20 protein-coding genes are annotated in these 25,540 nt (G+C 67.7%); 12 read left to right on the top strand and 8 right to left on the bottom strand.

Going from position 1 to position 25,540, the window contains the following annotated elements; all coding sequences use genetic code 11:
* Positions 1-64: 64 nt before the first annotated feature.
* Genes minE through minC form a run of 3 tightly spaced genes read right to left on the bottom strand, consistent with a single transcriptional unit; the run spans position 65 to position 2,029 of the window.
* On the bottom strand, positions 65-319 hold the full coding sequence (minE, locus tag MFF62_RS16880; protein ID WP_008645119.1) for a cell division topological specificity factor MinE: 255 nt from the start codon (positions 317-319) through the stop codon (positions 65-67).
* 17 nt (positions 320-336) lie between these two features.
* Positions 337-1,149 carry a septum site-determining protein MinD gene (gene minD, locus MFF62_RS16875; RefSeq protein WP_238264265.1) on the bottom strand — a complete coding sequence of 271 codons (813 nt, stop codon included), beginning with the start codon at positions 1,147-1,149 and terminating at the stop codon, positions 337-339.
* A gap of 46 nt (positions 1,150-1,195) precedes the next feature.
* Positions 1,196-2,029, bottom strand: a complete 834-nt coding sequence (gene minC, locus MFF62_RS16870) for a septum site-determining protein MinC (protein ID WP_238264264.1) — start codon at positions 2,027-2,029, stop codon at positions 1,196-1,198.
* 226 nt (positions 2,030-2,255) lie between these two features.
* Between minC and MFF62_RS16865 the strand changes: the two genes are divergently transcribed.
* The 12 genes from MFF62_RS16865 (at position 2,256) to MFF62_RS16810 (ending at position 20,308) form a co-directional block, all read left to right on the top strand.
* On the top strand, positions 2,256-3,227 hold the full coding sequence (locus tag MFF62_RS16865) for a magnesium and cobalt transport protein CorA (RefSeq protein WP_238264263.1): 972 nt from the start codon (positions 2,256-2,258) through the stop codon (positions 3,225-3,227).
* Between the two features lie 332 nt (positions 3,228-3,559).
* Positions 3,560-3,721, top strand: a complete 162-nt coding sequence (locus MFF62_RS16860; RefSeq protein ID WP_238264262.1) for a hypothetical protein — start codon at positions 3,560-3,562, stop codon at positions 3,719-3,721.
* Entirely contained in the window at positions 3,721-3,810 is a 90-nt protein-coding gene (kdpF, locus tag MFF62_RS16855; RefSeq protein ID WP_215528965.1) for a K(+)-transporting ATPase subunit F, read from the top strand. The genes MFF62_RS16860 and kdpF overlap by 1 nt, the downstream gene beginning before the upstream one ends.
* Positions 3,810-5,642, top strand: a complete 1,833-nt coding sequence (kdpA, locus tag MFF62_RS16850) for a potassium-transporting ATPase subunit KdpA (RefSeq protein ID WP_238264261.1) — start codon at positions 3,810-3,812, stop codon at positions 5,640-5,642. Before kdpF ends, kdpA begins: the two co-directional genes overlap by 1 nt.
* Positions 5,643-5,658: 16 nt before the next feature.
* Complete coding sequence (gene kdpB, locus MFF62_RS16845; protein ID WP_404990770.1) at positions 5,659-7,878, top strand: potassium-transporting ATPase subunit KdpB; 2,220 nt, start codon at positions 5,659-5,661, stop codon at positions 7,876-7,878.
* Positions 7,879-7,897: 19 nt separating this feature from the next.
* Positions 7,898-8,509, top strand: a complete 612-nt coding sequence (kdpC, locus tag MFF62_RS16840; RefSeq protein ID WP_238264260.1) for a potassium-transporting ATPase subunit KdpC — start codon at positions 7,898-7,900, stop codon at positions 8,507-8,509.
* A gap of 126 nt (positions 8,510-8,635) precedes the next feature.
* Entirely contained in the window at positions 8,636-11,485 is a 2,850-nt protein-coding gene (locus tag MFF62_RS16835; protein WP_238264259.1) for a sensor histidine kinase, read from the top strand.
* Position 11,486: 1 nt separating this feature from the next.
* Positions 11,487-12,182 carry a two-component system response regulator KdpE gene (gene kdpE, locus MFF62_RS16830; RefSeq protein WP_238264258.1) on the top strand — a complete coding sequence of 232 codons (696 nt, stop codon included), beginning with the start codon at positions 11,487-11,489 and terminating at the stop codon, positions 12,180-12,182.
* 298 nt (positions 12,183-12,480) lie between these two features.
* A complete protein-coding gene (locus MFF62_RS16825) occupies positions 12,481-13,176 on the top strand; it encodes a tetratricopeptide repeat protein (RefSeq protein ID WP_238264257.1) in 696 nt (231 codons plus the stop codon).
* A 69-nt stretch (positions 13,177-13,245) separates the two neighbouring features.
* On the top strand, positions 13,246-16,695 hold the full coding sequence (locus MFF62_RS16820) for a transglutaminase family protein (RefSeq protein ID WP_238264256.1): 3,450 nt from the start codon (positions 13,246-13,248) through the stop codon (positions 16,693-16,695).
* Positions 16,696-16,724: 29 nt separating this feature from the next.
* Complete coding sequence (locus MFF62_RS16815) at positions 16,725-19,403, top strand: circularly permuted type 2 ATP-grasp protein (RefSeq protein ID WP_238264255.1); 2,679 nt, start codon at positions 16,725-16,727, stop codon at positions 19,401-19,403.
* Positions 19,400-20,308 (top strand): transglutaminase family protein, encoded by a 909-nt coding sequence (locus MFF62_RS16810; protein ID WP_238264254.1) that lies wholly within the window; start codon positions 19,400-19,402, stop codon positions 20,306-20,308. Before MFF62_RS16815 ends, MFF62_RS16810 begins: the two co-directional genes overlap by 4 nt.
* A gap of 206 nt (positions 20,309-20,514) precedes the next feature.
* Here MFF62_RS16810 and gatB read toward each other — a convergent pair whose 3' ends face one another.
* From gatB to gatC, 5 genes are all read right to left on the bottom strand, one after another.
* Positions 20,515-21,984 (bottom strand): Asp-tRNA(Asn)/Glu-tRNA(Gln) amidotransferase subunit GatB, encoded by a 1,470-nt coding sequence (gene gatB / locus MFF62_RS16805; protein WP_283205352.1) that lies wholly within the window; start codon positions 21,982-21,984, stop codon positions 20,515-20,517.
* A 63-nt stretch (positions 21,985-22,047) separates the two neighbouring features.
* Positions 22,048-23,085: a dienelactone hydrolase family protein gene (locus MFF62_RS16800; RefSeq protein WP_238264252.1), complete on the bottom strand. Its 1,038-nt coding sequence runs from the start codon at positions 23,083-23,085 to the stop codon at positions 22,048-22,050.
* Between the two features lie 55 nt (positions 23,086-23,140).
* Entirely contained in the window at positions 23,141-23,611 is a 471-nt protein-coding gene (locus tag MFF62_RS16795) for a hypothetical protein (protein ID WP_238264251.1), read from the bottom strand.
* 32 nt (positions 23,612-23,643) lie between these two features.
* Positions 23,644-25,143, bottom strand: a complete 1,500-nt coding sequence (gene gatA / locus MFF62_RS16790) for an Asp-tRNA(Asn)/Glu-tRNA(Gln) amidotransferase subunit GatA (RefSeq protein ID WP_238264250.1) — start codon at positions 25,141-25,143, stop codon at positions 23,644-23,646.
* Positions 25,144-25,196: 53 nt separating this feature from the next.
* Entirely contained in the window at positions 25,197-25,496 is a 300-nt protein-coding gene (gene gatC / locus MFF62_RS16785; protein WP_238264249.1) for an Asp-tRNA(Asn)/Glu-tRNA(Gln) amidotransferase subunit GatC, read from the bottom strand.
* Positions 25,497-25,540 lie beyond the last annotated feature (44 nt).

Here is a 25,540-nt window from a genome sequence, read left to right as displayed (position 1 = left end):
GAACGTGGGGAAGGGTTATCCCTTGGAAGGGATCAGAGAATAGCTAGAGGAATATCCGGCGTACTCAGGCCTGCGGAATTTCGATTTTCACCTCGAGCACTTCCAGGTTGTCCTGGCGCTCCAGGCTCACGCGCAGATCCTGGTCGCTGATCTTCACGTATTTCGAAATCACCGCCACGAGTTCGCGCTGCAGGGCCGGCAGATAATCGGCCGGCGCGGAATGGCCGGAACGTTCGTGGGCCAGAATGATCTGCAGGCGCTCCTTGGCGACCGATGCGGATTTCTTCTTTTCCCCCAGCAGGAAGGACAGGATCGACATATGGATGAGCCCTCCTATTACTTGTTGCCGAAGATGCGCGAAAGCAGCCCCGGTTTCTGGTAGTCGGTGAAACGCAGCGGCTTTTCCTTGCCCAGGAAGCGGTCCACCACGTCGGCGTAGGCGTCGGCCACGTCGGTGCCTTCCAGGTGGATGGCCGGCGTGCCCTGGTTCGATGCGTGCAGCACGGCTTCCGATTCCGGCACCACCCCAATCAGCTTGATGCGCAGGATTTCCTGGATGTCGGTCAGCGACAGCATCTCGCCGCCATGCACGCGCTTCGGGTTGTAGCGCGTGATCAGCAGGTGTTCCTTGATCGGCTCGCCTTCGCTGGCGCGCTTGGTCTTCGATGCGAGGATACCGAGAATGCGGTCCGAATCGCGCACCGACGACACCTCGGGGTTGGTCACGATCAAGGCTTCGTCGGCAAAGTACATGGCCATCAGCGCGCCGGTCTCGATGCCGGCCGGCGAATCGCAGACGATGAACTCGAAGTCCATGGCCTTCAGGTCGTTGATGACCTTCTCCACGCCTTCGCGGGTCAGCGCTTCCTTGTCGCGCGTCTGCGAGGCCGGCAGGATGAACAGGTTCTCGCACTTCTTGTCCTTGATCAGCGCCTGGTGCAGGTTCGCTTCGCCCTGTACCACGTTGATCAGGTCATACACCACGCGGCGCTCGCAACCCATGATCAGGTCGAGGTTGCGCAGGCCGACGTCGAAGTCGATCACGGCAGTCTTGTGGCCACGCAGGGCCAGGCCGGCGGCGAAGCTCGCGCTGGTGGTGGTCTTGCCAACGCCTCCCTTGCCGGAGGTCACTACGATGATTTTTGCCATGGCTCTTGGTCCGGTATGAGTGGATATCGTTCGGTTGGCACCGCGGTCACTTCATCCGCAGCGGTTCGAGAATCAGTTTTTCGTCGGCCAGGCGTACCTGGGCCGACTTGCCGAGCACGTCCGCCGGCAGCGTCTGCTCGGCGGTCCGGTAGATGCCGGCGATGGAAATCAGTTCGGGCTCCAGGCACGTGCAGAAGATGCGCGCGTCCGGGTTGCCCTTGACGCCCGCCAGCGCACGGCCGCGCAGCGGGGCATAGATATGGATGTTGCCTTCGGCAATGACTTCGGCGCCGTAGCTGACCAGGTCCAGGATCACTACGTCGCCCTGCGCGTAGATCTGCTGGCCCGACCGCAGCGGCTTGTCCACCACCAGCGTGGGAATGGCGCGCGGCGTGCTGGCAGCGGCGTTGGCGGCGGCCATGATCTCGGCGATCTCCGAGGCCGAGCCGTTCACCGAGGCTTCGGCCGTGGCCGAGGCGGTGCCATTGACGCCAGCAGCGGCCTTGTCCCCGGCGTTGTCGGCCTCGGGCTTGTCCTTCGCGGCTTCGTCGCGGCCACCGCGACGGCTCTGGCTGTCCAGCAGCGGCAGCCCGAATTCACCGGCCCAGGCGCGCTGGTCGGCGCGTGCCACCACGCCGATGGCGCGGGCCTTCAGGGTGGCAAGGGTGTCGATCACGCGGTCCAGCGCCAGCGCGCCGTCGCCTTCCAGGCGGCGCAGGTCAAGCGCCACCACATCGTCTGAGAAGAAATCGGGGGTTGATTCGAAGCGGGAGAGGAGGTCGTCCCGCAGCGCGTCCATGTCGGCAGTCTGCAGAGCGAGAAGGAGGGCGTCGACATTGCCACTGCGCAGCTCGAAACGTGGCGATTTCTTCTGGGACATAGCCGGGTGACCGTGGAAATGGGACATTCTAACGTCGGATTTCTCGGGAACTGTAACAAATCTTGGTCATCCTGCCGGGGGTGGACCATGCGGACCATATGCCCCGCGCAAGGGCGCACTCATGTGGCGGGCGGGGCGATACGGGTACACCCTGATGTCAGCGCAACGCCTATCGCACCGTTACGCGGCGCACGTTACGATTGCGCATCTCGACACCGGAGCACCCATGGGCGCCATCGTCAATTGCGCGGCCTATCGAAATGGCAAGAAACTCGGCACGGTCGAGTTCGCGGACATCGCCCACGCGCTGGCCGAGCCCGGCACGTTCGTCTGGCTGGGGCTGCACGAGCCAGACCTGACGCTGCTGCGGCGTGTTCAGCAGGCCTTCGGGCTGCACGATCTCGCCGTCGAGGACGCGCTGGACGCCCACCAGCGACCCAAGCTGGAAACCTATGGCGAATCGGTGTTCGTGGTGCTCAACACCGCGCAGCTGGTTGGCGAGGATGTGGTGGTGGGCGAGACCCATCTGTTTGTCGGCCCCAACTACGTGGTGTCGGTGCGCCACGGCGCCAGCTCCACGTACGCGCCTGTGCGGGAACGCTGCGAGGAAGACCCGCAGGGGCTGGCGCGCGGCCCCGGCTACGTGCTCTACGCGCTGATGGACTTCGTGGTCGACCACTACCTGCCCATCGTCACGCGGCTGGAGGACACCTTCGAGCAACTGGAGCAGGGCATCTTCCGCGACGAATTCGACCGCGCGGCCATCCAGCGGCTGTACCACGTGAAGCATCAGGTGCTGCGGCTGCGCAATGCCGTCTATCCCGTGGAGGACATGTGCGCGCAGCTGATCCGCCTGCATGAAGACCTGGTGCCGAAGGAACTGCGGGCGTATTTCCGCGATATCGAGGACCACTGCAGCCGCATCGTCCGATCGCTCGACGTGGTGCGCGAAATGCTGACCACCGCGGTGCAGGTGAACCTGGCGCTGGTGACCGTGGCGCAGAACGAGGTAGTCAAGCGCCTGGCTGGCTGGGGCGCCATCCTGGCGGTACCGACCGTGGTGTTCTCGCTGTATGGCATGAACTTCGATTTCATGCCGGAACTGAAGTGGCACTACGCGTATCCGGTGGCAATTGGATTTACGGCTACGGCTTGCGGGTTGCTTTGGCGGAAGTTGCATAGGGCGGGGTGGCTGTAGGCGGCGACGAGCCTTCGTTTTGCTCCAGGTTTTCTCCCCTCTCCCGCCAGGCGGGAGAGGGGCCGAGGGAGAGGGCGCAGCGGTTCAAATTGCGACAAATCGGCAAGCAGAGCCTCCGGCCCTCACCCCCAACCCCTCTCCCACTTCGCGGGAGAGGGGAGCAAAAACAAGGCGGTAGCCGGAAGCCAAGCCACGAGGGGATAAACGACGCCTCTCCCCATTTTTATATTTCCTTTACACCCCCTTTCCGCCTCTCTACCCCGTTTTTACCCCCCAATCCCTAATCTCCCTTCCGTGAATCACTCGGCAGGCGCCATGCCTGCACACACATCATGGACGGGATCTATTTCCTCGTATTGCTGGGTTTCGGCGCGTTGACGGGCGCGCTGCTGGCCCTGTGCGCCGCGCTAGGCGCGAACCTGCCTGCGGGGCGGGGCAGCCTCGACGATGGCGGCGCGACCCCCAAACATTCCGCCACCGACAGGGGGCTCTGATGGACTGGACCGACCTGCTTAGCGGCGGCCTGGCCGCAGCCATCTTCATCTACCTGCTTGTCGCGCTGTTCCGGCCGGAGAAATTCTGATGTCGACGCCGAATCTTTCCCAATTCCTGGGACTTCTCGTCCTGTTCCTCGCCGTGCTCTTCGTGGCGGGGCCGTTCCTGGGGCGCTACATGCGCCGCGCCATCGAAGAGGGCAACTATGCGCTGACGGCCTGGGGCCGTCCGGTCGAACGCGCGATGTACCGGCTGGCCGGTGTGCGCGCCGATGCCGAGATGGGCTGGAAGCAGTACGCCATCGCCGTGATCGTCTTCAACGTGCTGGGCGTGATCGCCGTGTATGCGGTGCAGCGCCTGCAGGGCATGCTGCCGCTGAACCCGCAGGGGTTTGGCGCGGTGTCGCCCGATTCGTCGTTCAACACGGCCGTCAGCTTTGTTGCCAATACCAACTGGCAGGGATACGCCGGCGAATCGACGATGAGCTACCTGACGCAGATGCTGGCGCTGACGGTGCAGAACTTCTTCTCGGCGGCCACCGGCATCGCCGTGGTGTTCGCGCTGATCCGTGGCTTCGCGCGGCATAGCGCACGGACCATCGGCAACTTCTGGGTCGATCTCACGCGCTGCACGCTGTATGTGCTGCTGCCGCTGTCGATCGTCATGGCCGTGGCGCTGGTTGGCCAGGGCGTGATCCAGAACTTCGACAGCTACAAGGAAGTGAACCTGGTGTCGGCCGTGGAGTACATGCAGCCCAAGGTCGATGCGGCGGGCCAGCCCGTGCTCGACAAGGAAGGCAAGCCTGTCACCGAAGACATGAAGACCGACCGGCAGACGCTGGCGATGGGTCCGGTGGCGTCGCAGGAAGCCATCAAGATGATCGGCACCAATGGTGGCGGTTTCTTCAACGCCAACTCGGCGCACCCGTTCGAGAACCCCACGCCGCTCGCCAACTTCATCGAGATGCTGGCCATCTTCCTGATCCCGGCCGCGCTGTGCTTCACGTTCGGCGAGATGGTGCGTGACCGCCGCCAGGGCGTGGCCGTGATTGCGTCGATGACCGTGATCTTCGTGGTGATGGCGCTGGCCGCCATGGTGTCGGAGCAACAGGTCAACGCGGCGCTGTCGTCGTTGCCGATCGACCATGCGGCGTCCGCGCTGCAGGCCGGCGGCAACATGGAAGGCAAGGAAGTGCGCTTCGGCATCTCGGCGTCGGCACTGTTCGCGACGATCACCACGGCGGCATCGTGCGGCGCGGTCAATGCCATGCACGATTCGTTCACGGCGATTGGTGGCCTGGTGCCGATGCTGTTGATGCAGCTCGGCGAGGTGGTGTTCGGCGGCGTGGGTTCCGGCCTGTACGGCATGCTGGTCTACGCGGTGCTGGCGGTGTTCATCGCCGGCCTGATGATCGGCCGCACGCCCGAATACCTGGGCAAGAAGATCGAGGCGTACGAGATGAAGATGACGGCCGTGGCCATCCTGGTCACGCCGCTGTTGGTGCTGGTGGGCACTGCCATCGCGGTGATGGCCGATCCGGGCCGCGCGGGCGTGTTCAACCCGGGCACGCATGGCTTCTCTGAAATCCTGTACGCGCTGTCGTCGGCCGCCAACAACAACGGTAGCGCCTTCGCAGGCCTGTCCGCCAACACGCCGTTCTACAACGTGCTGCTGGCCGCCGCGATGTGGTTCGGCCGCTTCTGGATCATCGTGCCCGTGCTGGCGATGGCCGGTTCGCTGGCAGCCAAGCGCCGCACGCCGGCCACGTCGGGGACCATGCCCACGCACGGCCCGCTGTTCGTGGTGCTGCTGGTGGGTTCGGTCCTGCTGGTTGGCGCGCTGACCTATGTGCCCGCGCTGGCCCTGGGTCCGGCGGCGGAGCAATTGCAGCCGGCCGCGGTCGCGGCGGCTGCCCAGTAATACGCGGAGTATTCGTATGCAACAACATACCCCGGCGACGCGCAACAACAGCGCCGCGCCGTCACGCAATACCGGTGCCACCACCGTGGCCGGCGGCGTGCCGCATCACCCGCGCCCGGCGCGCGGCATGTTCGCGCCCGAGCTGGTCAAGCCGGCCATGCTCGATGCGCTGCGCAAGCTCACGCCGCGCGCACAACTGCGCAATCCGGTGATGTTCGTGGTCTACGCGGGCAGCATCCTGACGACGATCCTGTTCCTGCGTGCGTGGCTGCAACCCACGCACGGTGGCGAATCGGCCGGCTTCATCCTGGCCGTGACGATCTGGCTCTGGTTCACGGTGCTGTTCGCCAACTTTGCCGAAGCACTGGCCGAAGGCCGCAGCAAGCAGCAGGCCGCTGCACTGCGCGGTCTCAAGACCACCACCATGGCGCGTGTGGTGCGCCAGGGCCGCACCGATGCGCGTGCCGTGGGTGCCACCGAACCACGCGCCGCGACGGCGCTGCGCCGAGGCGACGTGGTGCTGGTGGAAGCAGGCGAGATGATCCCCGGCGACGGTGAGGTGATCGAAGGTGTGGCATCGGTCGACGAGAGCGCCATCACGGGCGAATCGGCGCCGGTGATCCGCGAATCGGGCGGCGACTTCTCGTCGGTCACGGGCGGCACGCGTGTGCTGTCTGACTGGATCGTCGTACGCATTACCACCAACCCCGGCGAAAGCTTCATCGACCGCATGATCAGCATGGTCGAAGGCGCCAAGCGCCAGAAGACGCCCAACGAACTGGCGCTGACCATCCTGCTGGTGGGCCTGACGCTGGTGCTGTTGCTGGCCACCGCCACGCTGCAGCCGTTCTCGCTCTACGCGGTGCTGGTAACCAAGGCCGGCGTGCCGGTGTCGGTGACCGTGCTGGTGGCGCTGCTGGTGTGCCTGATTCCCACCACCATCGGCGGCCTGCTGTCGGCCATCGGCGTGGCGGGCATGAGCCGCATGATGGAAGCCAACGTGATCGCCACGTCGGGCCGCGCCGTGGAAGCTGCAGGTGACGTAGACGTGCTGCTGCTCGACAAGACCGGCACCATCACGCACGGCAACCGCCAGGCCGCGCGCTTCATCTGCGCACCGGGCGTGACCGAGCGCCAGCTTGCCGAGGCCGCGTGGCTGTCGTCGCTGGCCGATGAGACGCCGGAGGGCCGCAGCATCGTGGCGCTTGCCAGGCAACAATCCGGAGTGTCTGCTCCCGAAATGGGCGCACGCGGGCTGGCGGCCCCAGTGTTCGTGCCTTTCACCGCGCAGACGCGCATGAGCGGTGTCGACGTGGCTAACGGCAACATGGTGCGCAGCGTGCGTAAGGGCTCGGCCGATGCGCTGCGCCGCTACGTAACCGAGCGCGCCGGCAAGTTCCCCGAAGCCGTAATGCAGGCCGTGGACGATGTGGCGCGCGCAGGCAGCACGCCGCTGGTGGTAGCCGAGGCCGTGTCGGAAGGCACCGAGGACAGCGTGCGGGTGCTGGGCGTGGTCGAGCTGAAGGACATCGTCAAGACCGGAATCCGCGAGCGCTTTGGCGAACTGCGCAAGATGGGTATCCGTACCGTGATGATCACGGGCGACAACCGCCTGACAGCGGCGTCGATTGCGGCCGAAGCCGGCGTCGACGACTTCCTGGCTGAAGCCACCCCCGAGGCCAAGCTCGCGCTGATCCGCGAATACCAGGGGCAGGGCAGGCTGGTGGCCATGACCGGCGACGGTACCAACGACGCGCCGGCACTGGCCCAGGCCGACGTGGCCGTGGCCATGAACAGCGGCACGCAGGCGGCGCGCGAGGCCGGCAACATGGTCGACCTCGACAGCAACCCGACCAAGCTGATCGAGATCGTCGAGATCGGCAAGCAGATGCTGATGACGCGCGGGTCGCTGACCACGTTCAGCGTGGCCAACGACGTGGCCAAGTATTTCGCCATCATCCCGGCCGCGTTCGCCACCACGTATCCTCAACTGAACCTGCTGAACGTGATGCATCTGTCGACGCCGGCGTCGGCCATCATGTCAGCGGTGATCTTCAACGCGCTGATCATCGTGGCGTTGATTCCGCTGGCGCTGCGCGGCGTGGTGTACCGCCCGCTGGGTGCCTCCATCCTGCTGCGCCGCAACCTGCTGATCTACGGCTTGGGCGGCATCCTGGTGCCGTTCGTGGGCATCAAGCTGATCGACCTGCTGCTGACGATGTTCGGCTGGATCTGAGTACCCTGGGAGAACTGCAATGTCTTCGCAAGCCAATACCCTTAACCAACCCGCGCAACAGCCTGGCATGCTGCGGCCCGCGTTGATCCTGTTCGTCGCGCTGTCTGTCGTCACGGGCCTGCTGTATCCGGGCGTGGTCACCGGCATCGCCCGCGCCGTGTTTCCGCACCAGGCCGCCGGCTCGCTGATCGTGCACGACGGCAAGACCGTCGGCTCCGAACTGATCGGCCAGCCGTTCTCGGACCCCAAGTACTTCTGGGGCCGACTGTCGGCTACGGCGCCGATGCCGTACAACGGCGCGGCATCGGTGGGCTCGAACCTGGGCCCGACCAACCCGGCGCTGACTGACGCCGCGAAGGCACGCATCGATGCGTTGCGCGCGGCCGATCCCGGCAACGATGCGCCGGTGCCGGTGGACCTGGTCACCGCTTCGGCCAGCGGCCTCGATCCGCAGATCAGCCCGGCTGCGGCGAAGTATCAGGCGGCGCGTGTGGCGCGCGTGCGCGGCATTCCGCAGGACCGTGTGGAAGCGTTGATCGCCGCGAACACCGATGCACCGATGGTGGGCGTGCTCGGTGAGCCGGGGGTCAATGTGCTGAAGCTGAATCTGGCGCTGGATGGGGTGAAGTAACGGTGGTGGGTGTTGATGCGCTGGCCCTCACCCCCGCCCCTCTCCCGCAAGCGGGAGAGGGGAGCAAACCATGGCAAAGGACCGGCACAACCAATCGCCACCACCCCGTGGCAAAATCCCCGCACCATGACTGACGCCCCACGCCCGGACCCCGACGCCCTGTTGCAACGCATGCAGGCGGAGGGCATACGTGCGGCGCGCGGCAAGCTGCGGGTCTACTTTGGTGCATCGGCGGGCGTCGGCAAGACGTTCGCGATGCTGGCAGCCGCGCGGGCCTTGCGCGAGCAGGGCGCCGACGTGGTGATTGGCGTGGTCGAATCGCACGGCCGGGCCGAAACCGAGGCGCTGGTCGATGGCCTGGAGCGCCTGCCGCTGCGCGAAGTGCCGTATCGGGATCGCGTGCTGCATGAGTTCGATCTCGACGGCGCGCTGATGCGGCGCCCGGCGCTGGTGCTGGTGGACGAACTGGCCCATTCCAACGCGGCGGGCAGCCGCCATCCCAAACGCTGGCAAGACATCCAGGAACTGCAGGCGGCGGGCATCGACGTCTGGACCACCGTCAACGTGCAGCACCTGGACAGCCTGAACCAGGCAGTGGGCGGCATCACGAGCGTGCGCGTCTGGGAGACCGTGCCCGACGCCGTGTTCGATGGCGCCGACGAAGTGGTGCTGGTGGACCTGCCGGCCGACGAACTGCTGCGCCGGCTGCGCGAGGGCAAGGTCTACCTGCCTGATCAGGCGCGCCACGCGGCGCGCAATTTCTTCCGCAAGGGCAACCTGATCGCGCTGCGCGAACTGGCGCTGCGCCGCACCGCCGACCGCGTGGACGACGACGTGCGCGCATACCGCCATGCCGAGGCCATCGAGCCGGTGTGGCGTACGCGCGAGGCGGTGCTGGCCTGCATCGGTACCGGCGACGATGCCGAGCAGGTGGTGCGCAGCGCGCGCCGGCTGGCCAGCCAGCTCGATTGCGATTGGCACGTGGTGACCATCGCCACGCCACGGCTGATGCCGCTGTCCGACGCGGTGCGCGTGCGGGTGCGCGCCGCGATGCAACTGGCGGAGGAACTGGGCGCGCGCACCGAGACGCTAGCGGGGCACGACATGGTCAAGGCCGTGTCGGGCTACGTGCGCCGCCACAACCTCACCAAGGTGCTGGTGGGCCGCGCGCGCACCGACTGGCGCACCGAGGGCAAGCTGATCGACCAGGCGCGCATGTGGCTGGCCCGCGCGCTGTCGCCGGTGCTGGGCGCCGGCAATCAGTTGATCGGCCGGCAGACGTTTGCCGATGCGTTGGCCGCCGGCTGCCCCGAGATCGACGTGATCCGCGTGGCGGCCGATACCACGCGAGCCGACCTGCGGCCGCGCGCGCCGGTGGCCATCGACGCGAATCCCGACGATGCGCACGCCGACGTCGAACAGGCGCGCGTGCGCCGGCGCGACTACGCGTTCGCGATGGTGTGGTGCGCGGGCGCCGTGGCGCTGTCGATGGTGGCCCGCCCGTGGTTCGATCTGGTCAACATCGCCATGCTGTTTCTGGCGGCCGTGGTGGGCGTGGCATTGCGCCATGGCCGGGGGCCGGCGGCGCTGGCATCGGTGCTGTCGGTGGCGGCGTTCGATTTCTTCTTCGTGCCGCCGCGCATGTCGTTTGCGGTCAGTGATGTGCAGTACCTGCTGACGTTCCTGGTGATGCTGACGGTGGGGCTGGTCATCGGCCAGCTTACCGCCGGGCTGCGCGAACAGGCACAGGTCGCCGTGCGGCGCGAGACCGACGCACGCACGCTCTACGAACTGGCGCGCGAACTGTCGGCGGCGCTGACGACGGAGCAGGTGGTGGAGATCGGCAGCCGCTTCATGCGCGCCGCGTTCGACGCCCATGTCACGTTCTTCCTGGTGTCTGACCAGGGCCGGCTGATGTCGATGGCCAGCGGCGGCAGCGACGCCGCCGAGCGCGGCGCGCGCACGGACAAGGGCGAGGCCATCGACACAGTGCTGGCGCAATGGGTGTTCGATCACGGCCAGCCGGCCGGCACCGGTACGCATACGCTGCCGGGCAGCACCGTGCTGTACCTGCCGCTCAAGGCGCCGATGCAGACGCGCGGCGTGCTGGCCGTGGAGCCGCGCGCCTGGCACGCGCTGGCCGAGCCCGAACTGCGGCGCCAGGCCGATGTATTCGCCACGCTGATTGCCATTGGCATCGAACGGCTGCACTACGTGGAAGTGGCGCAGCGCGCGCTGGTGTCGATCGAATCCGAACGGTTGCGCAGCTCGCTGCTGGCGGCGGTGTCGCACGACCTGCGCACGCCGCTGACCGGGCTGATCGGCATGGCCGAGACGCTGCAGCGCGCCGAGCCGCCGCTGGCGCGCGACGTGGCCGAGACCGTCGACGCCATGAGCGGACAGGCCCAGCGCATGCGCACGATGGTGGTGAACCTGCTGGACATGGCCCGCCTGCAGCAGCGCGATGTGGTGCTGCAGCGCGGCTGGCAGTCGCTCGAGGAGCTGGCGGGCGCGGCACTGGCGTCGATGCGCGAGGCGCTGCGCGGCCACCGCTTGCAGGTGCTGGACCTGTCTGCGCTGCCGCTGGTGGAATGCGACGGCGTGCTGATGGAACGCGTGCTGTGCAACCTGCTGGAAAACGCCGCCAAGTACACGGCGCCGGGCACTGTAGTGCGCATGCGGGGCCAGTTGCTGGACGACGAGGTGCGCCTGATCGTCGAGGACGAAGGCCCTGGCGTGCCGGTGGGCCAGGAGCGCCAGATATTCGAGAAATTCACGCGCGGCCAGCGCGAATCGGCCACCGCGGGCGTGGGCCTGGGGCTGGCCGTCTGCGACGCCATCATGCAGGCCCATGGCGGCTGCATCTGGGTGGAAGCGGCGCACCCCGGCGCACGCTTCACGCTGGCGCTGCCGCGCGGCAATCCCCCCGTCATCGAGCCCGAACCGGTCGACGTCCACATACCTGATACGCACTGAGATGCCATTCGATTACTCGCCGACCGTGCTGCTGGTCGAGGACGAACCCCATATCCGCCGCTTCGTGCGCGAATCGCTGCAGTCCGAGGGCTGCACCGTGCACGAGGCCGACACGCTCAAGCGCGGCCTGATCGACGCCGGCACGCGCCAGCCCGACATCGTGATCCTTGACCTGGGGCTGCCCGACGGCGACGGCATGACGCTGATCCGCGAGATGCGCACCTGGACCGAGGTGCCCGTGCTGGTGCTGTCGGCGCGCACCGACGAGGCCGACAAGATCGCCGCGCTTGATGCCGGTGCCGACGACTACCTGACCAAGCCGTTCGGCGTGGGCGAACTGGTGGCGCGCGTACGCGTGCTGCTGCGCCGCCACGCCAAGGCCAACCCGCAGGGCACGCCGCAAATCACATTCGGCGACGTGCGCGTGGACTTGGCCAACCGTCTGGTCCTGCGCGGGGAGGCCCAGGTGCATCTGACGCCCATCGAATACCGGCTGCTGGCGGTGCTGATTGCGCACCGGGGCAAGGTCATGACCCACCGCGAACTGCTGCGCGAGGTGTGGGGGCCGTCCCACTCGGAAAGCAGCCACTACCTGCGCGTCTATATGGGGCATCTGCGGCACAAGCTCGAAGCCGACCCGGCGCAGCCGGTGCACCTGCTGACCGAGGTGGGTGTGGGCTACCGGTTCGCGGGATAAGACCGGGCGAGATAGCGACTATTCTCAGAAAGAATATATGTAGCCAATAAAGGTGAAGTAATTTTTCTGGTGTGCATGAATGAACGGTTGGCCGGCCATCACGCTGAAGCTGACGGAGGTCGACGTGGGCTATCGGTCTGCGGATTAGCGCCGGGCGAGATGCAATTTATTCTTTGGAAGAATATAAGTAAGTTATTTCGATGAAATAATCTTTCTCGCATGCATGGCGGAACCCTCGACCCGGCCACTACACTGAATGCAGTCACCGTCGCGTCACGCAGGATTCCCGGAGTCCGCCATGCCCCCCGTAGCCGCCACCATTTGCCGGGCCCTGCTTGCCGCGGCGCTTGTACTGGGTCTGCCGGCCCATGCCGCCACCGAGCCGCCGGCCCCAGCACAAGCGCAGACCCGCGATGCCGTCACTGCCTACGAGGCCGGCCATTTCGACGTGGCATTCAAGGGATTCGCCGAGGCGGCCCAGAAGGGCAACCGGCTGGCCCAGTTCAACTACGCGATGATGCTGCTGCGCGGCGAGGGCACCCCGGCCAAGCCGCAGGAGGCGCTGGTGTGGCTACGCCGCGCCGCCGACAACCAGATGACACATGCGCAGTACACATTAGGCGACTTGTACGAGCGCGGCGAGCTGGTGCCGAAATCGCTGGAAGAGGCCAACCGCTGGTATGAGCGGGCGGCGCAGGGCGGCCATACCCAGGCGCAGATGGCGCTGGGCACCAACTACTTCACCGGTAGGGGCGTGCCGCGCGACTACGGACAAGCGTTCACCTGGTATTCCAAGGCGGCCACGGCCGGCGACGGCGGCGCCCAGTACATCGTCGGCAGCTACTACGAGCGCGGCTATCCGGGCATCGTGGACAAGGACATCGAGCAGGCCAAGATCTGGTACGCCCGCGCGGCCGCGCATGGCGACCCGGGTGCGCTGGCCAAGCTGAGGTCGTTGCTGGAAGAAGGCCTGCGCGCCAAGAGCCAGATGTAGGCGCGCCGTGCCGGTGGGCGGTACAAGTCTTGCTAAGCCTGTCGCTACACACAACCCCGGGGGTCGCCAGTGGTCACGCACGTCGCGCTGAGTCATGTCACACACTACCGCTATGACCGTCCGGTGCAGTTGTCACCGCAGGTTGTGCGTCTGCGTCCGGCACCGCATTGCCGCACGCCGATCCTGTCCTATTCGCTGCGCATCGAACCGGTGCAGCATTTCGTCAACTGGCAGCAGGACCCATTCTCGAACTACCTCGCCCGGCTGGTAATTCCCGAGAAGACCACGGAATTCCGGGTCACGGTAGACCTGATCGCCGAAATGGCGGTCTACAACCCGTTCGATTTCTTCCTGGAGCCGTCAGCCGAGAAGATCCCGTTCACCTACGCGCCCGGCCTGGCGCACGACCTGGCGCCTTATCTTGCGCGCGACCCGCTGACGCCGCGCTTTGCGGCGTTCGTCGAGAGCATCGACCGCACTCCGCGCGCCACGCTCGATTTCCTGGTGGCGTTGAACCAGCGCCTGCAGGGCGACATCCGCTACCTGATCCGCATGGAGCCGGGCGTGCAGTCGCCCGAGACCACGCTGGAGAACGGGTCCGGGTCTTGCCGCGACACCGGCTGGCTGCTGGTGCAGACCCTGCGGCACCTGGGGCTGGCGGCACGCTTCGTGTCCGGCTACCTGCTGCAGCTCACGCCCGACGTGAAGGCCGTGGACGGCCCTGTGGGTGCCGAGGCCGATTTCACCGACCTGCACGCTTGGTGCGAGGTCTACCTGCCCGGCGCCGGCTGGATCGGGCTGGACCCCACTTCGGGCCTGCTGGCGGGAGAGGGCCATATCCCGCTGGCCTGCACGCCCGAGCCCAGCAGCGCCGCGCCGGTCAGCGGCGCGGTGGATGAATGCGAGGTGACGTTCGAGCACCATATGTCGATCACGCGCATCTATGAGTCGCCGCGCGTGACCAAGCCCTATACCGAGGCGCAATGGACGGCCATCGACGCCGCCGGGCTGGCCGTCGACCGCCAACTTCAGACGCAGGACGTGCGGCTGACGATGGGCGGCGAGCCCACCTTTGTGTCGGCGCGCGACCGCGACGGCGCCGAGTGGAACACCGACGCGCTAGGCCCCACCAAGCGCGGACTGGCCACCGAACTGGTGCACAAGCTCCGGGATCGCTACGGCGCGGGCGGCTTCCTGCATTTCGGCCAGGGCAAGTGGTACCCGGGCGAGCAACTGCCGCGCTGGGCGCTATCGATCTGCTGGCGCGCCGACGGGCAGCCGTGCTGGCGCGACCCGTCGCTGTTCGCCGACGAGCGCGCGCCGGACGACTACACCTCGGCAGATGCGCAGCGCTTTCTCGACACCCTGTCGCGGCGCCTGGGCCTGGACACGAGCTGCATCCAGGCCGGCTACGAGGACGTCTGGTACTACCTGTGGCGCGAGCGCAAGCTGCCGGCGAACGTCGATCCGTACGAAACCAAGCTCGACGACGAAATGGAGCGCGCGCGGCTGCGGCGCGTGTTCGATGCGGGGTTGTCGAGCGTGACCGGCTACGTGCTGCCGCTGGCGCGCGACGACCGGGACGACAACCCGGGCGGCTGGATCACCAGCCCATGGTTCCTGCGCGACGAGCGCATGTACCTGCTGCCCGGCGACTCGCCGATGGGCTACCGGCTGCCGCTCGATTCGCTGCCGTGGGCGTCGAAGGCTGACTACCCGTGGCAATTTGACCAGGACCCGTTCGCGCCGCGCGCGGCGCTGCCGGCTGCACCGCCATTGCGCGCGCAGTCGCCGAACGGCACGTACAGCCCGGCGTCGATGGCCGCGCGCCGCGCCGAGGCGCGCGGGATAGCGCGGCCCGGCGGCGCGGCGGGCACGCTGTCGGACACCACGCGGGCCACCGTGCCGGCACGCGGCGAATCGTCCAAGGACACGCTGCGCACCGCGATCTGCGTGGAGGTGCGCCACCCGAGCCGCGCGGCCGGCCCCGCCGCGGAACTGAAGGCCGCGGAAGACCGGCGCGGCATCCTCTACGTCTTCATGCCGCCGCTGCCGCTGCTGGAGGATTACCTGGCCCTGGTGGCCGAGGTGGAGGCTACCGCCGCCGACCTGGGAATGCGGATCGTGCTCGAAGGCTACCCGCCGCCGCGCGACCCCCGGCTCAAGCTGCTGCAGGTGACGCCCGACCCCGGCGTGATCGAGGTCAACATCCACCCGGCCGCCAACTGGGCCGAACTGGTCGACCACACCGAGTTCCTGTACCAGGCCGCGCACGAGACGCACCTGTCGACCGAGAAGTTCATGCTCGACGGCCGGCATACCGGCACCGGCGGCGGTAACCACTTCGTGCTGGGCGGCGCCACTCCGGCGGACAGCCCGTTCCTGCGGCGGCCCGATGTGCTGGCCAGCCTGATCGCGTACTGGCTCAACCATCCGTCGCTGTCGTACCTGTTCTCGGGGCTGTTTATCGGCCCCACCAGCCAGGCGCCGCGCGTGGACGAGGCGCGCAATGACCAGGTCTACGAACTGGAGATCGCGTTCGACGAACTGCGCCGCCAGCTCGGCATGTGCGAGGTGCTGGGCAACGGCCATGTGGCGCCGTGGCTGATTGACCGGATCCTGCGCAACCTGCTGATCGACGTGACCGGCAACACGCACCGGTCGGAATTCTGTATCGACAAGCTGTATTCGCCCGATGGCGCCACCGGCCGGCTGGGCCTGCTGGAGCTGCGCGCGTTCGAGATGCCGCCGCACGCGCGCATGAGCCTGGTGCAGCAACTGCTGCTGCGCGCGATGGTGGCACGCTTCTGGCGCACGCCGTACACGGCCAGGCTGACGCGTTGGGGCACGGCGCTGCACGACCGCTTCATGCTGGGCACCTTCGTGCGCATGGATTTCGACGATGTGCTGGCGGAAATGCGCGCGGCCGGCTTTGTGTTCGAGTCGAGCTGGTTCGCGCCGCATTTCGAGTTCCGCTTCCCGCGCGTGGGCGAGGTAGACGTGGCCGGGCTGTCGCTGACGCTGCGCACCGCGCTGGAGCCGTGGCACGTGATGGGCGAGGAGGGCGCGGCTGGCGGCACCGTGCGCTACGTCGATTCGTCGGTGGAACGGATCGAGGTGTGCGTACTGGGCATGACCGACAACCGGCACGTGGTCACGGTCAACGGCCAGACGCTGCCGATGCAGCCCACGGGTCGCGCCAGCGAGTTCGTGGCGGGCGTGCGCTATCGCGCCTGGGCGCCGCCGTCGTCGCTGCATCCCACCATTCCGTCGCACGCGCCGCTGACGTTCGACGTGGTGGATACGTGGATGGACCGCAGCCTCGGGGGCTGCCAGTATCATGTTTCGCACCCTGGCGGCCGTAATTACCAGACATTCCCGGTCAACGCGTACGAGGCCGAAAGCCGGCGTCTGGCGCGCTTCTTTTCGATCGGGCATACGCCGGGACGCGCGGTGGCGCCACCGGCACGCCGTAGCCTTGAGTTCCCATTCACGCTGGACCTGCGCGACATCGCGTAGCGTGCCTGGCCAACAGGAGACACCGCGCCGTGTCCTTGCAGTCGTCGTTGCCCTTCGATGGCCCGGATGGACCGGACGGACGGAACAAGCCGGCCGCCCTGGCGGGGCTGGCGCTGCCCGTGCCCGAGGGCCATCGCGACGAACTGCGGCTACCCGACGGCGCGTTGCGCGAAACGTGGGCGCGCTTCTTCGGCCTGCTCGACGACCTGCGGCCCGCCACGCTGAACGCGCATGCGGCCGCCGTATCGCGCCAGATCCGCGACAACGGCGTCACCTACAACGTCTACGCCGACCAAGGCGGCGCGCGCGCCTGGCAACTGGAGGTGTTTCCGTTCCTGATCTCAGAGGCCGACTGGGACGTGATCGAAGCCGGCGTGACGCAGCGCGCCACGCTGGCCAACGCGATCATGGCGGACATCTACGGCCCGCAGACGCTGCTCACGCGCGGGCTGCTGCCGCCGGGGCTGGTCTACGGTCATCCCGGTTACCTGCGGCCCCTCAAAGGCTACCAGCCGCCGGGCGGCAGCTTCCTGCAGACCATCGCGGTGGACCTGGTGCACACCGACAGCGGCTGGACGGTCATCGCGCATCGCACGGAAACGCCGTCGGGCATGGGCTACGCGCTGGAGAACCGGCTCATCATCTCGGGCCAGTACGCCGAGGCGTTCCGCGACCTGCGCGTGCGACGCCTGCCGCCGGCGTTTTCCCAACTGATCTCCACGCTTGCGCACGCGTCGCCCGAATCGGCGTCGGCGCCGGCTTCGGCGGAAGAGGGCGCCAGCGCAGGTACGGGTACGGGCACGGGGCGCCAGATCGTGCTGCTCTCGCCGGGCCCGTTCAACGAGACGTACTTCGAGCACACGTTCCTGGCGCGCTACCTGGGCATCACCCTGGTGGAGGGCAAGGACTTGACCGTGCGCAACGACGTGGTCTACCTGAAGACGTTTGGCGGGCTGGAACGCGTGGACGTGATCCTGCGCCGGCTCGACGACGTGTTCTGCGACCCGCTGGAGTTGCGCGGCGATTCGATGATCGGCGTGCCCGGGCTGCTGGAGGCGATGCGCGCGGGCAACGTGACGGTGTCGAACGTGCCGGGCTCGGGCTTTCTGGAGTCTCCCGCCATCCACGGCTTCCTGCCCGGCATCTCGCAGGCGCTGCTGGACCAGCCGCTGGCGCTGCCGTCGGTAATGAGCTGGTGGTGCGGCGAGGCCGCCGCGCAGGAAGAAGCGCTGCGCCTGCTGGATGAAGCATTCGTGATGCCCACCTATCCGCGCACGCCCGGCGATGCGCCGCTCGGCATGGAGCGGGGTTTGCAGAAGCTGGATGCGTGGCGCGCGCGCCTGGCCGCGACCCCCGACCGCTACACGCTGCAGGCACCGTTGCCGCTGTCGCATACGCCGTGCTGGGAGCCGGGCGACCAGCGTGGTGGCAGCAGCGGCCGCATCGGCTCGCGCGCGGCCATGCTGCGTGTGTTCGCGGTGGCCGACGGCAATGGCGGCTGGCAGGTCATGCCGGGCGGCTTCACGCGGCTGGCGCCGCCGGACCTGGAAGCCGTATCGATGCAACTGGGCGGCACCAGTGCGGACACCTGGGTGTTGTCGAGCCAACCCGCGCAGGGCCTGATGCCGATGCCGCGCGTGGCGCGCACGGGTGTGCCGTCACTGGCAGGGTCCGCCGTGACGCGGCCGCTGGCGGTTTCGAGCCGCGCGGCCGAGAACCTTTTCTGGGCCGGCCGCTACGCCGAACGTGCCGAGAACGTGGTGCGCGTGTGCCGGCAGATCCTGGGATCGATCGAATCGAACGACGAGACCGACGACGGCACGCTGAACATGCTGGGCCAGTTGGCGCAGTGGTTCGGGCTGGTGACGCCCCAGACGCCATCGCCACAGGCGTCGCTGCGTGTGTTCGAACGCAGCCTGGTGTCGGCGCTGGCCGATCCGGACGGCAGCATGGGGCTGATGCCGACACTGGCCAGCCATGCGCGTGCCGCCAATGAGATCCGCAACCGGTTGTCGAACGACCACTGGCGCACCATCCTGGCCGCGCGCAACGACTTCCAGGACGCGATGGCCGACGCCGCGTGCCCGGCCGGCACCGCCGGGCACGGCGAGCGTGCTTACGACCGCTCGAAGGTGCTGGCCGCGCTGGAGCATCTGGCGATGCAGCTTGGCGCCATCAGCGGCGCGCAGGGCGACCGCATGACGCGCGACGAGGCGTGGCGGCTGGTGTTCATCGGCCGCCATATCGAGCGGCTCGGCACGCTGGCGCTGTTCCTGGAAGTGGCGGAAGGCAGCGGCGCGCTGGAGTCGCGCAGCGGCTTCGACCTGCTGCTGCACCTGTTCGACAGCACGCTCACCTACCGCTCGCTGTTCCCGGGCCGAACCGATGTGGCCGCGCTGGTGGACCTGCTGGTGCTGGAGCCGACCAACCCGCGCGGCATCTACGGCGTGCTTGACCGCCTGCGCGAAAAGCTGGCGCAACTGCCGCCCGGCGGCACGGGGCAATCGCGCGTGCCGCTGGCCGAGTTGCTGCCGCCGGCCACTGCACTGCCGTCGCGCTCGCTGCTGTGCGAGCGCGAGCGCGGCCGGCACGCCAAGCTGGCGGCCCTGTGCGACCAGCTTGGCGCACGCATGGCCAGGCTGTCCGAGGAAATCGGCGGCCGCTACTTCAGCCATGCCGGCGTGGCGCCCGAGACCGATCTGCCATGACCGACGCCACAACCCCGGGACTGCCCACGACACTCGATGTGCATCACGTCACCACGTACCAGTACGCGTGGCCCGTGGAGCACGCCCAGCAGCGCGCGGTGGTGACGCCGCCGTCGTATCCGTGGCAGGCGGTGAGCGCGCACCGAACCGACGTGGAGCCCACGCCGTCGCATAACCACATGCGTACCGATGCGTTCGGCAACAACGTGCTGCACTTCATGCTCGACGTGCCGCACGAGACGATGCGCCTGACCACCTGCAGCACCGTCACGCTTACGCCGCGCTGGGCCGCGTTCGATGCCGAACAGGGCACACCGTGGGAGGACGCCGCGCAGATGCTGCGCTACCACGCCGGGCAGCCGTTCCATCCCGAGTCGGAGTTCGTCTACGCATCGCCGAACGTCGCACTGCATGCCGACCTGCGCGACTACGCGCTGCAAAGCTTTGCGCCGGGCGTGACCGTGGCGCAAGGCGCGCTCGACCTGATGCATCGCATCCACGCCGATTTCGAATACCACGGGGAGTCGACCGAGGTGCATACCCCGGCGCTGGAGGCGTTCGCGCTGCGCAGCGGTGTGTGCCAGGATTTTGCCCAGGTGATGATCGGCTGCCTGCGCTCGATCGGACTGGCCGCACGCTATGTCAGCGGCTACCTCTGCACCGACCCGCCGCCGGGCGAGCCGCGCCTGCTGGGCGCCGATGCGTCGCATGCGTGGGCCGGGGTCTGGTGTCCTGCTTCAGGGTGGATCGATCTTGATCCCACCAACGATGTGCTGGCCGATACGCGCCATGTGACGCTGGCTATTGCGCGCGACTACAGCGACGTGCCGCTGCTGCACGGGGTGATCGTCGGTGGGGGGGAGCATACGGTGGAGGTGGAAGTGAGTGTGGTGCCGGTGGTTTGAGAATGCCGTCCCGCATCCCCCTGGTTTTCTCCCCTCTCCCGCTATGCGGGAGAGGGGCGGGGGAGAGGGCCAGCGGTGCAAATTGCGACAAGTCGGCAAGCAGAGCCTCAAGCCCTCTCCCCCAGCCCCTCTCCCACTTCGTGGGAGAGGGGAGCAAAAAAAAAGGCCACGCTGCAGCGTGGCCTTTTCCATTTCAGCACGAGCAATCAGCCCAGCTTCTTCTTGAGCAGCTCATTCACCTGCGCCGGGTTGCCCTTGCCCTTCGTAGCCTTCATCGCCTGACCCACCAGTGCGTTGAACGCCTTTTCCTTGCCGGCGCGGAACTCTTCCACCGACTTGGCGTTGGCGGCCAGTACGTCGTCGATGATCTTTTCGAGCTCGCCCGTGTCGGACATCTGCTTCAGGCCCTTGTCCGCGATGATCGCGTCGGCGTCGCCGCCGGACTCGCCGGCCCACATTGCCGGGAACACGTCCTTCTTGGCCGTGTTGTTCGACACCGTGCCGTCGGCGATGCGCGCCAGCAGCTTTGCCAGTTGCGCGGGGCGCACCGGCGCTTCGTCGATCGCGATGTTGTCGCGGTTCAGTTGCGATGCCACGTCACCCATCAGCCAGTTGGCGGCGGGCTTGGCGCTGGCGGCGCCCACTTCCTTGACCACGGCTTCGTAGTAGGCGGCCTGCGACTTCGTGGCGGTGATGGTGCTGGCGTCGTAGGCCGACAGGCCGTACTGCGACACAAAGCGCTGCTGCATCGCGGCCGGCAGTTCGGGCAGCGCATCCTTCACGCGGCCGATCCAGGCGGCATCGATTTCCAGCGGCATCAGGTCCGGATCGGGGAAGTAGCGGTAGTCGTGCGCGTCTTCCTTGGTGCGCATCGCGCGCGTCTCGCCGGTGTCCGGGTCGAACAGCACGGTGGCCTGGATGATGTCGCGGCCATCCTCGATCTCGGCGATCTGCCACTGCACTTCGTAGTCGATGGCCTGCTGCAGGAAGCGGAACGAGTTCAGGTTCTTGATCTCGCGGCGCGTGCCGAACTTCTCCTGGCCCACCGGGCGCACGGACACGTTGGCGTCGCAACGGAAGCTGCCTTCCTGCATGTTGCCGTCGCAGATGCCCAGCCACACCACCAGCGAATGCAGCGTGCGGGCGTAGGCCACGGCTTCGGCCGAGCTGCGCATCTCGGGTTCGGTCACGATTTCCAGCAGCGGCGTGCCGGCACGGTTCAGGTCGATGCCGGTCATGCCCGCGAAGTCCTCGTGCAGCGACTTGCCGGCGTCTTCCTCAAGGTGGGCGCGCGTCAGGTTGACGGTCTTCTCGTAGACGCCCTGCTTGCCTTCCACCTGGATCGTCACCTGGCCGCCCTGCACCACCGGAATCTCGTACTGGCTGATCTGGTAGCCCTTCGGCAGGTCGGGGTAGAAGTAGTTCTTGCGCGCGAACACGCTGCGCGGCGCGATCTTGGCGTCGATCGACAATCCGAACTGGATGGCGCGCTCGACGGCGCCACGGTTCAGCACCGGCAGCACGCCGGGCAGGGCCAGGTCAACCGGCGACGCCTGCGTGTTGGCCTCGGCGCCGAACGCGGTGGAGGTGCCGGAGAAAATCTTGGAAGCCGTGGAGAGCTGTACGTGCGTCTCCAGGCCGATCACCACTTCCCATTGCATGGCGGTATTCCTAATTTGAGTACTGTCTGTATCTGTGTACGTTTGGCGTCGAATCCAGTCCCTGGCCTGCAAAAGGCGTCAGGGATCGGCGCTCGCGAGCCATGAATCGAGTTGCGCCAGGGCGGCCACGCGGGCCACGGCGTCGCCGCCCACGGTGACGCCGGAGCCATGCCGCGCGGCGATGTCGCGCCGCACGTGCAGTTCGCTGGTGCCGTCAAAGCCGTGATAGGCACCCGGGTAGATCTCCAGCCGGAAGCGCGCGTTGGGCTGCCGGTTCTGCACCGCATTCTGCAGCATGGCGCAGCGCGTGGCGGGCGTCCAGTCGTCGGCGCCGCCGATCAGCAGCAGCAGCGGCGTGCGCAGTTTGAAATCGTGCTGCTGCACCGCGCGCCGGCAGCCGGGGTAGAACGCCACGGCGCGGTCCACGTTCGGCGTGTCGGCCGGCCAGGCCCGGCTGGCGTCGATCGTGGCCAGCACGGCCTGCGCGCCATTGGACCAGCCCAGCAGCACGATGCGGCGCGTATCGATGCCCGGCTGCTTCGCCACCCAGCGCAGCGCGGCAATCGCGTCGGCGCGGCGGGTCTTGTCGTCGATCGAGCGCGCATCGAGCGCTTCGGTGCAGATGCCCTGCGCCTTGCCGCGCGGGCTGAAGCTGTCGGGCATCAGCACGGCGTAGCCGCGTTCGGTCAGCCAGTGCGCGTACTCGCGGTAGCGGCTCTGCAGGCCGGCCGCCGGGTCGATCACATCCTCGATCGTGCCGGCACGCCGGGCCGCCACCTTCATGTCCACGAGTCCGCCGCAGCCGTGCAGCGCCACCACCACCGGCAACTGCTGGCTGCGTGCCGCCGAGCCTTCGCGCGGCATGAACCAGTACGCGGTCAGCGCGGGCGTACCCGCTTCGGCGGGCAGGCGCACGCGTGCCGTGGCCGGCTCTGTCGCGGTGGATGGTGCGGCCATGGCGGCTGCGCTGGGTGCCACCAGCGGCGGCGGGGCCACCGGCGGCAACTGCGCCAACGTGAGCGTTGGCTGCGCCGGTGCCGTAGGCATCAGCGCCACCACTATCGCCACACCGGCCAGCGCTCCGCGCAGCCAGCGTCCCGCCGTGGTCGGAACCATCGGCGAGGGCGGGGGCGGGAGCAGCGATCGGCGCGGCATCGTGGATCGGCCAGTTTCAGCGTGTTTGCGCGCAGGCGCCGGAGTCCGGCTCGAACATCACCGGCCACGCTTCTTCATAGATGCCTGGCGTGCAGTGCGACTGGCAGCTGGCATGCGCCAGCGTGACCCGGCGCGGGTCCTGCCAGACCATGAGCTTGCAGGCGCTGCCGTCGTTGGCGCGCAGTTCGATGTGCGGCGTCTTGCGCACCTGGCGGAAATCGGCCAGGTTGAAGCTGCACGAACCGCGCTTGCCCACCCACAGTTTCCAGTTCAGCTGCTGCACGGTGTTGTCCGACACGCGCAGCTGCGCGTCCTCGCGGAAGCCGTCTTCCTCGGTGCGCTGGCAGTTGCCCGCCAGGTCGATGTCGCGTGCCGCGATGGGCGTGGAGCGGCCCATGAACGGAATCTGGCAACCCGCCAGCGTGACGGCCAGCGCCAGGGCGGCGGCCAGTCTCAGCGGGATGCGGGGCAGGGCATGCAGGCGCATGGCGGTTTCGGCGTCGGGTCGGGTGCGGTCTGTCAGGCCGGGCGGCGCAGGTGCCAGTCGGTGGCCTGCTGGAAAGCGTGGGCCACCTGCAGCAGGCGCGCTTCGTCGAAATAGTTGCCGATCATCTGCAGGCCCACGGGCATGTTGCCGTCACCAAAGCCAGCCGGCACGCTCATGCCCGGCAGGCCGGCCAGGCTGGTGGACAGCGTGAAGATGTCGGCCAGGTACATCTGCACCGGATCGGCGGTCTTCTCGCCCAGCTTCCAGGCCACGGTCGGGGCCACCGGGCCCATGATCACGTCGCACTGGGCAAACGCGCGCTGGAAGTCGTCGGCGATGATGCGGCGGATCTTCTGCGCCTGCAGATAGTACGCATCGTAATAACCGTGCGACAGCACGTACGTGCCCACCATGATGCGGCGCTTCACTTCCGTGCCGAAGCCTTCGGCGCGGCTCTTCTTGTACATGTCGAGCAGGTCGCGGTACTCGGCCGCGCGGTGGCCGTAGCGCACGCCATCAAAGCGCGACAGGTTCGACGAAGCCTCGGCCGGCGCGATGATGTAGTACACCGGGATCGACAGCTCGGTCTTGGGCAGGGTCACGTCCACCAGGGTGGCGCCCAGCTTTTCATACTCGGCCAGCGCGGCGCGCACGGTCTTTTCGACGTCGGCCGACAGGCCCTTGCCGAAGTACTCGCGCGGCAGGCCGATGCGCAGGCCGGCCAGCGGCTGCGACGCGCTGGCGCCGGCACGCGGCTGGCCCAGCAGGCGCGTGAAGTCCTCGTCCACGCCGCCCTGCTCGGGCGCGAGGCTGGTCGAGTCGCGCGGATCGAAGCCGGCCATGCCGTTGAGCAGCATCGCGCAGTCCTCGGCCGTATGGGCCATCGGGCCGCCCTGGTCCAGCGACGACGCGAACGCGATCATGCCGTAGCGCGACACGCGGCCGTACGTCGGCTTGATGCCGGTAATGCCCGAGAACGATGCCGGCTGGCGGATCGAGCCGCCGGTGTCGGTGCCGGTGGCGGCCGGCGCCAGGCCGGCAGCCACGGCCGCGGCCGAGCCGCCCGACGATCCGCCCGGCACGCGTTCGGTATCCCACGGGTTGCGCACCACGCCCTGGTACGAATTCTCGTTGGACGAACCCATCGCGAATTCGTCCATGTTGGTCTTGCCCAGCGTCACCATGCCGGCGGCGCCCAGGCGCTCCACCACGGTGGCGTCGAACGGGCTTTCATAGCCGGCCAGCATCTTCGAGCCGGCGGTGGATTTCCAGCCGCGCGTCACAAAGACGTCCTTGTGGGCAATCGGCACGCCGGTCAGCGGCGTGGCCTGGCCATTGGCGCGGCGCTCGTCGGCGGCGCGGGCCTGGGCCAGCGTCAGGTCGGCGTTGACGTCGACAAAGGCGTTCAGGTGCGCGGCGGCGTCGATGCGGGCCAGGTAGTCGCGCGCGAGTTCCTCGGCGGACACGGAGCGTGCGGCCAGCGCGTCGGCGATCTGGCGCAGCGAAGTCACGGAATCAGCGGAAAAGGTCATGTGGGGTCGGGTGGCGTCTGGATGGGCGTCAGGGCAGGGCGGGGCGGTGGCCCTTACTCGATGACCTTCGGTACCAGGTACAGGCCGTTTTCGGTGGCCGGGGCCGGGCGCTGGTAGTCGGCGCGGCGGTCGGTCTCGGTCACGGCGTCGTCGCGCAGGCGCTGGGCGATGTCGCGCACGGCCGACAGCGGATGGGCCAGCGGCTCGATGCCGGTGGTATCCACCGCCTGCATCTGTTCCACCAGGGAGAAGAAGTTGTTGAGCTGCACAAGCGTCTGCTCGGCCTCGGCATCGCTGGTTTCGATGCGGGCCAGGTGCGCGATGCGCTTGACGTCGGAAATTTCGAGAGCCATGGCGTGGTGCGGCGCTTCTCGCCGGATTCAGTCCCGGGGACTGG

This window comes from Cupriavidus pauculus, from assembly GCF_022179805.1.
GTDB lineage: Bacteria > Pseudomonadota > Gammaproteobacteria > Burkholderiales > Burkholderiaceae > Cupriavidus > Cupriavidus pauculus_E.
This window is presented reverse-complemented; position numbering and strand designations above follow the sequence as displayed.

Bases quoted from the DNA above. Each gene is read 5' to 3' on its own strand.
- minE (WP_008645119.1), bottom strand. From the start codon at position 319: ATGTCGATCCTGTCCTTCCTGCTGGGGGAAAAGAAGAAATCCGCATCG.
- minD (WP_238264265.1), bottom strand. From the start codon at position 1,149: ATGGCAAAAATCATCGTAGTGACCTCCGGCAAGGGAGGCGTTGGCAAG.
- minC (WP_238264264.1), bottom strand. From the start codon at position 2,029: ATGTCCCAGAAGAAATCGCCACGTTTCGAGCTGCGCAGTGGCAATGTC.
- MFF62_RS16865 (WP_238264263.1), top strand. From the start codon at position 2,256: ATGGGCGCCATCGTCAATTGCGCGGCCTATCGAAATGGCAAGAAACTC.
- MFF62_RS16860 (WP_238264262.1), top strand. From the start codon at position 3,560: ATGGACGGGATCTATTTCCTCGTATTGCTGGGTTTCGGCGCGTTGACG.
- kdpF (WP_215528965.1), top strand. From the start codon at position 3,721: ATGGACTGGACCGACCTGCTTAGCGGCGGCCTGGCCGCAGCCATCTTC.
- kdpA (WP_238264261.1), top strand. From the start codon at position 3,810: ATGTCGACGCCGAATCTTTCCCAATTCCTGGGACTTCTCGTCCTGTTC.
- kdpB (WP_404990770.1), top strand. From the start codon at position 5,659: ATGCAACAACATACCCCGGCGACGCGCAACAACAGCGCCGCGCCGTCA.
- kdpC (WP_238264260.1), top strand. From the start codon at position 7,898: ATGTCTTCGCAAGCCAATACCCTTAACCAACCCGCGCAACAGCCTGGC.
- MFF62_RS16835 (WP_238264259.1), top strand. From the start codon at position 8,636: ATGACTGACGCCCCACGCCCGGACCCCGACGCCCTGTTGCAACGCATG.
- kdpE (WP_238264258.1), top strand. From the start codon at position 11,487: ATGCCATTCGATTACTCGCCGACCGTGCTGCTGGTCGAGGACGAACCC.
- MFF62_RS16825 (WP_238264257.1), top strand. From the start codon at position 12,481: ATGCCCCCCGTAGCCGCCACCATTTGCCGGGCCCTGCTTGCCGCGGCG.
- MFF62_RS16810 (WP_238264254.1), top strand. From the start codon at position 19,400: ATGACCGACGCCACAACCCCGGGACTGCCCACGACACTCGATGTGCAT.
- MFF62_RS16800 (WP_238264252.1), bottom strand. From the start codon at position 23,085: ATGGTTCCGACCACGGCGGGACGCTGGCTGCGCGGAGCGCTGGCCGGT.
- MFF62_RS16795 (WP_238264251.1), bottom strand. From the start codon at position 23,611: ATGCGCCTGCATGCCCTGCCCCGCATCCCGCTGAGACTGGCCGCCGCC.
- gatA (WP_238264250.1), bottom strand. From the start codon at position 25,143: ATGACCTTTTCCGCTGATTCCGTGACTTCGCTGCGCCAGATCGCCGAC.
- gatC (WP_238264249.1), bottom strand. From the start codon at position 25,496: ATGGCTCTCGAAATTTCCGACGTCAAGCGCATCGCGCACCTGGCCCGC.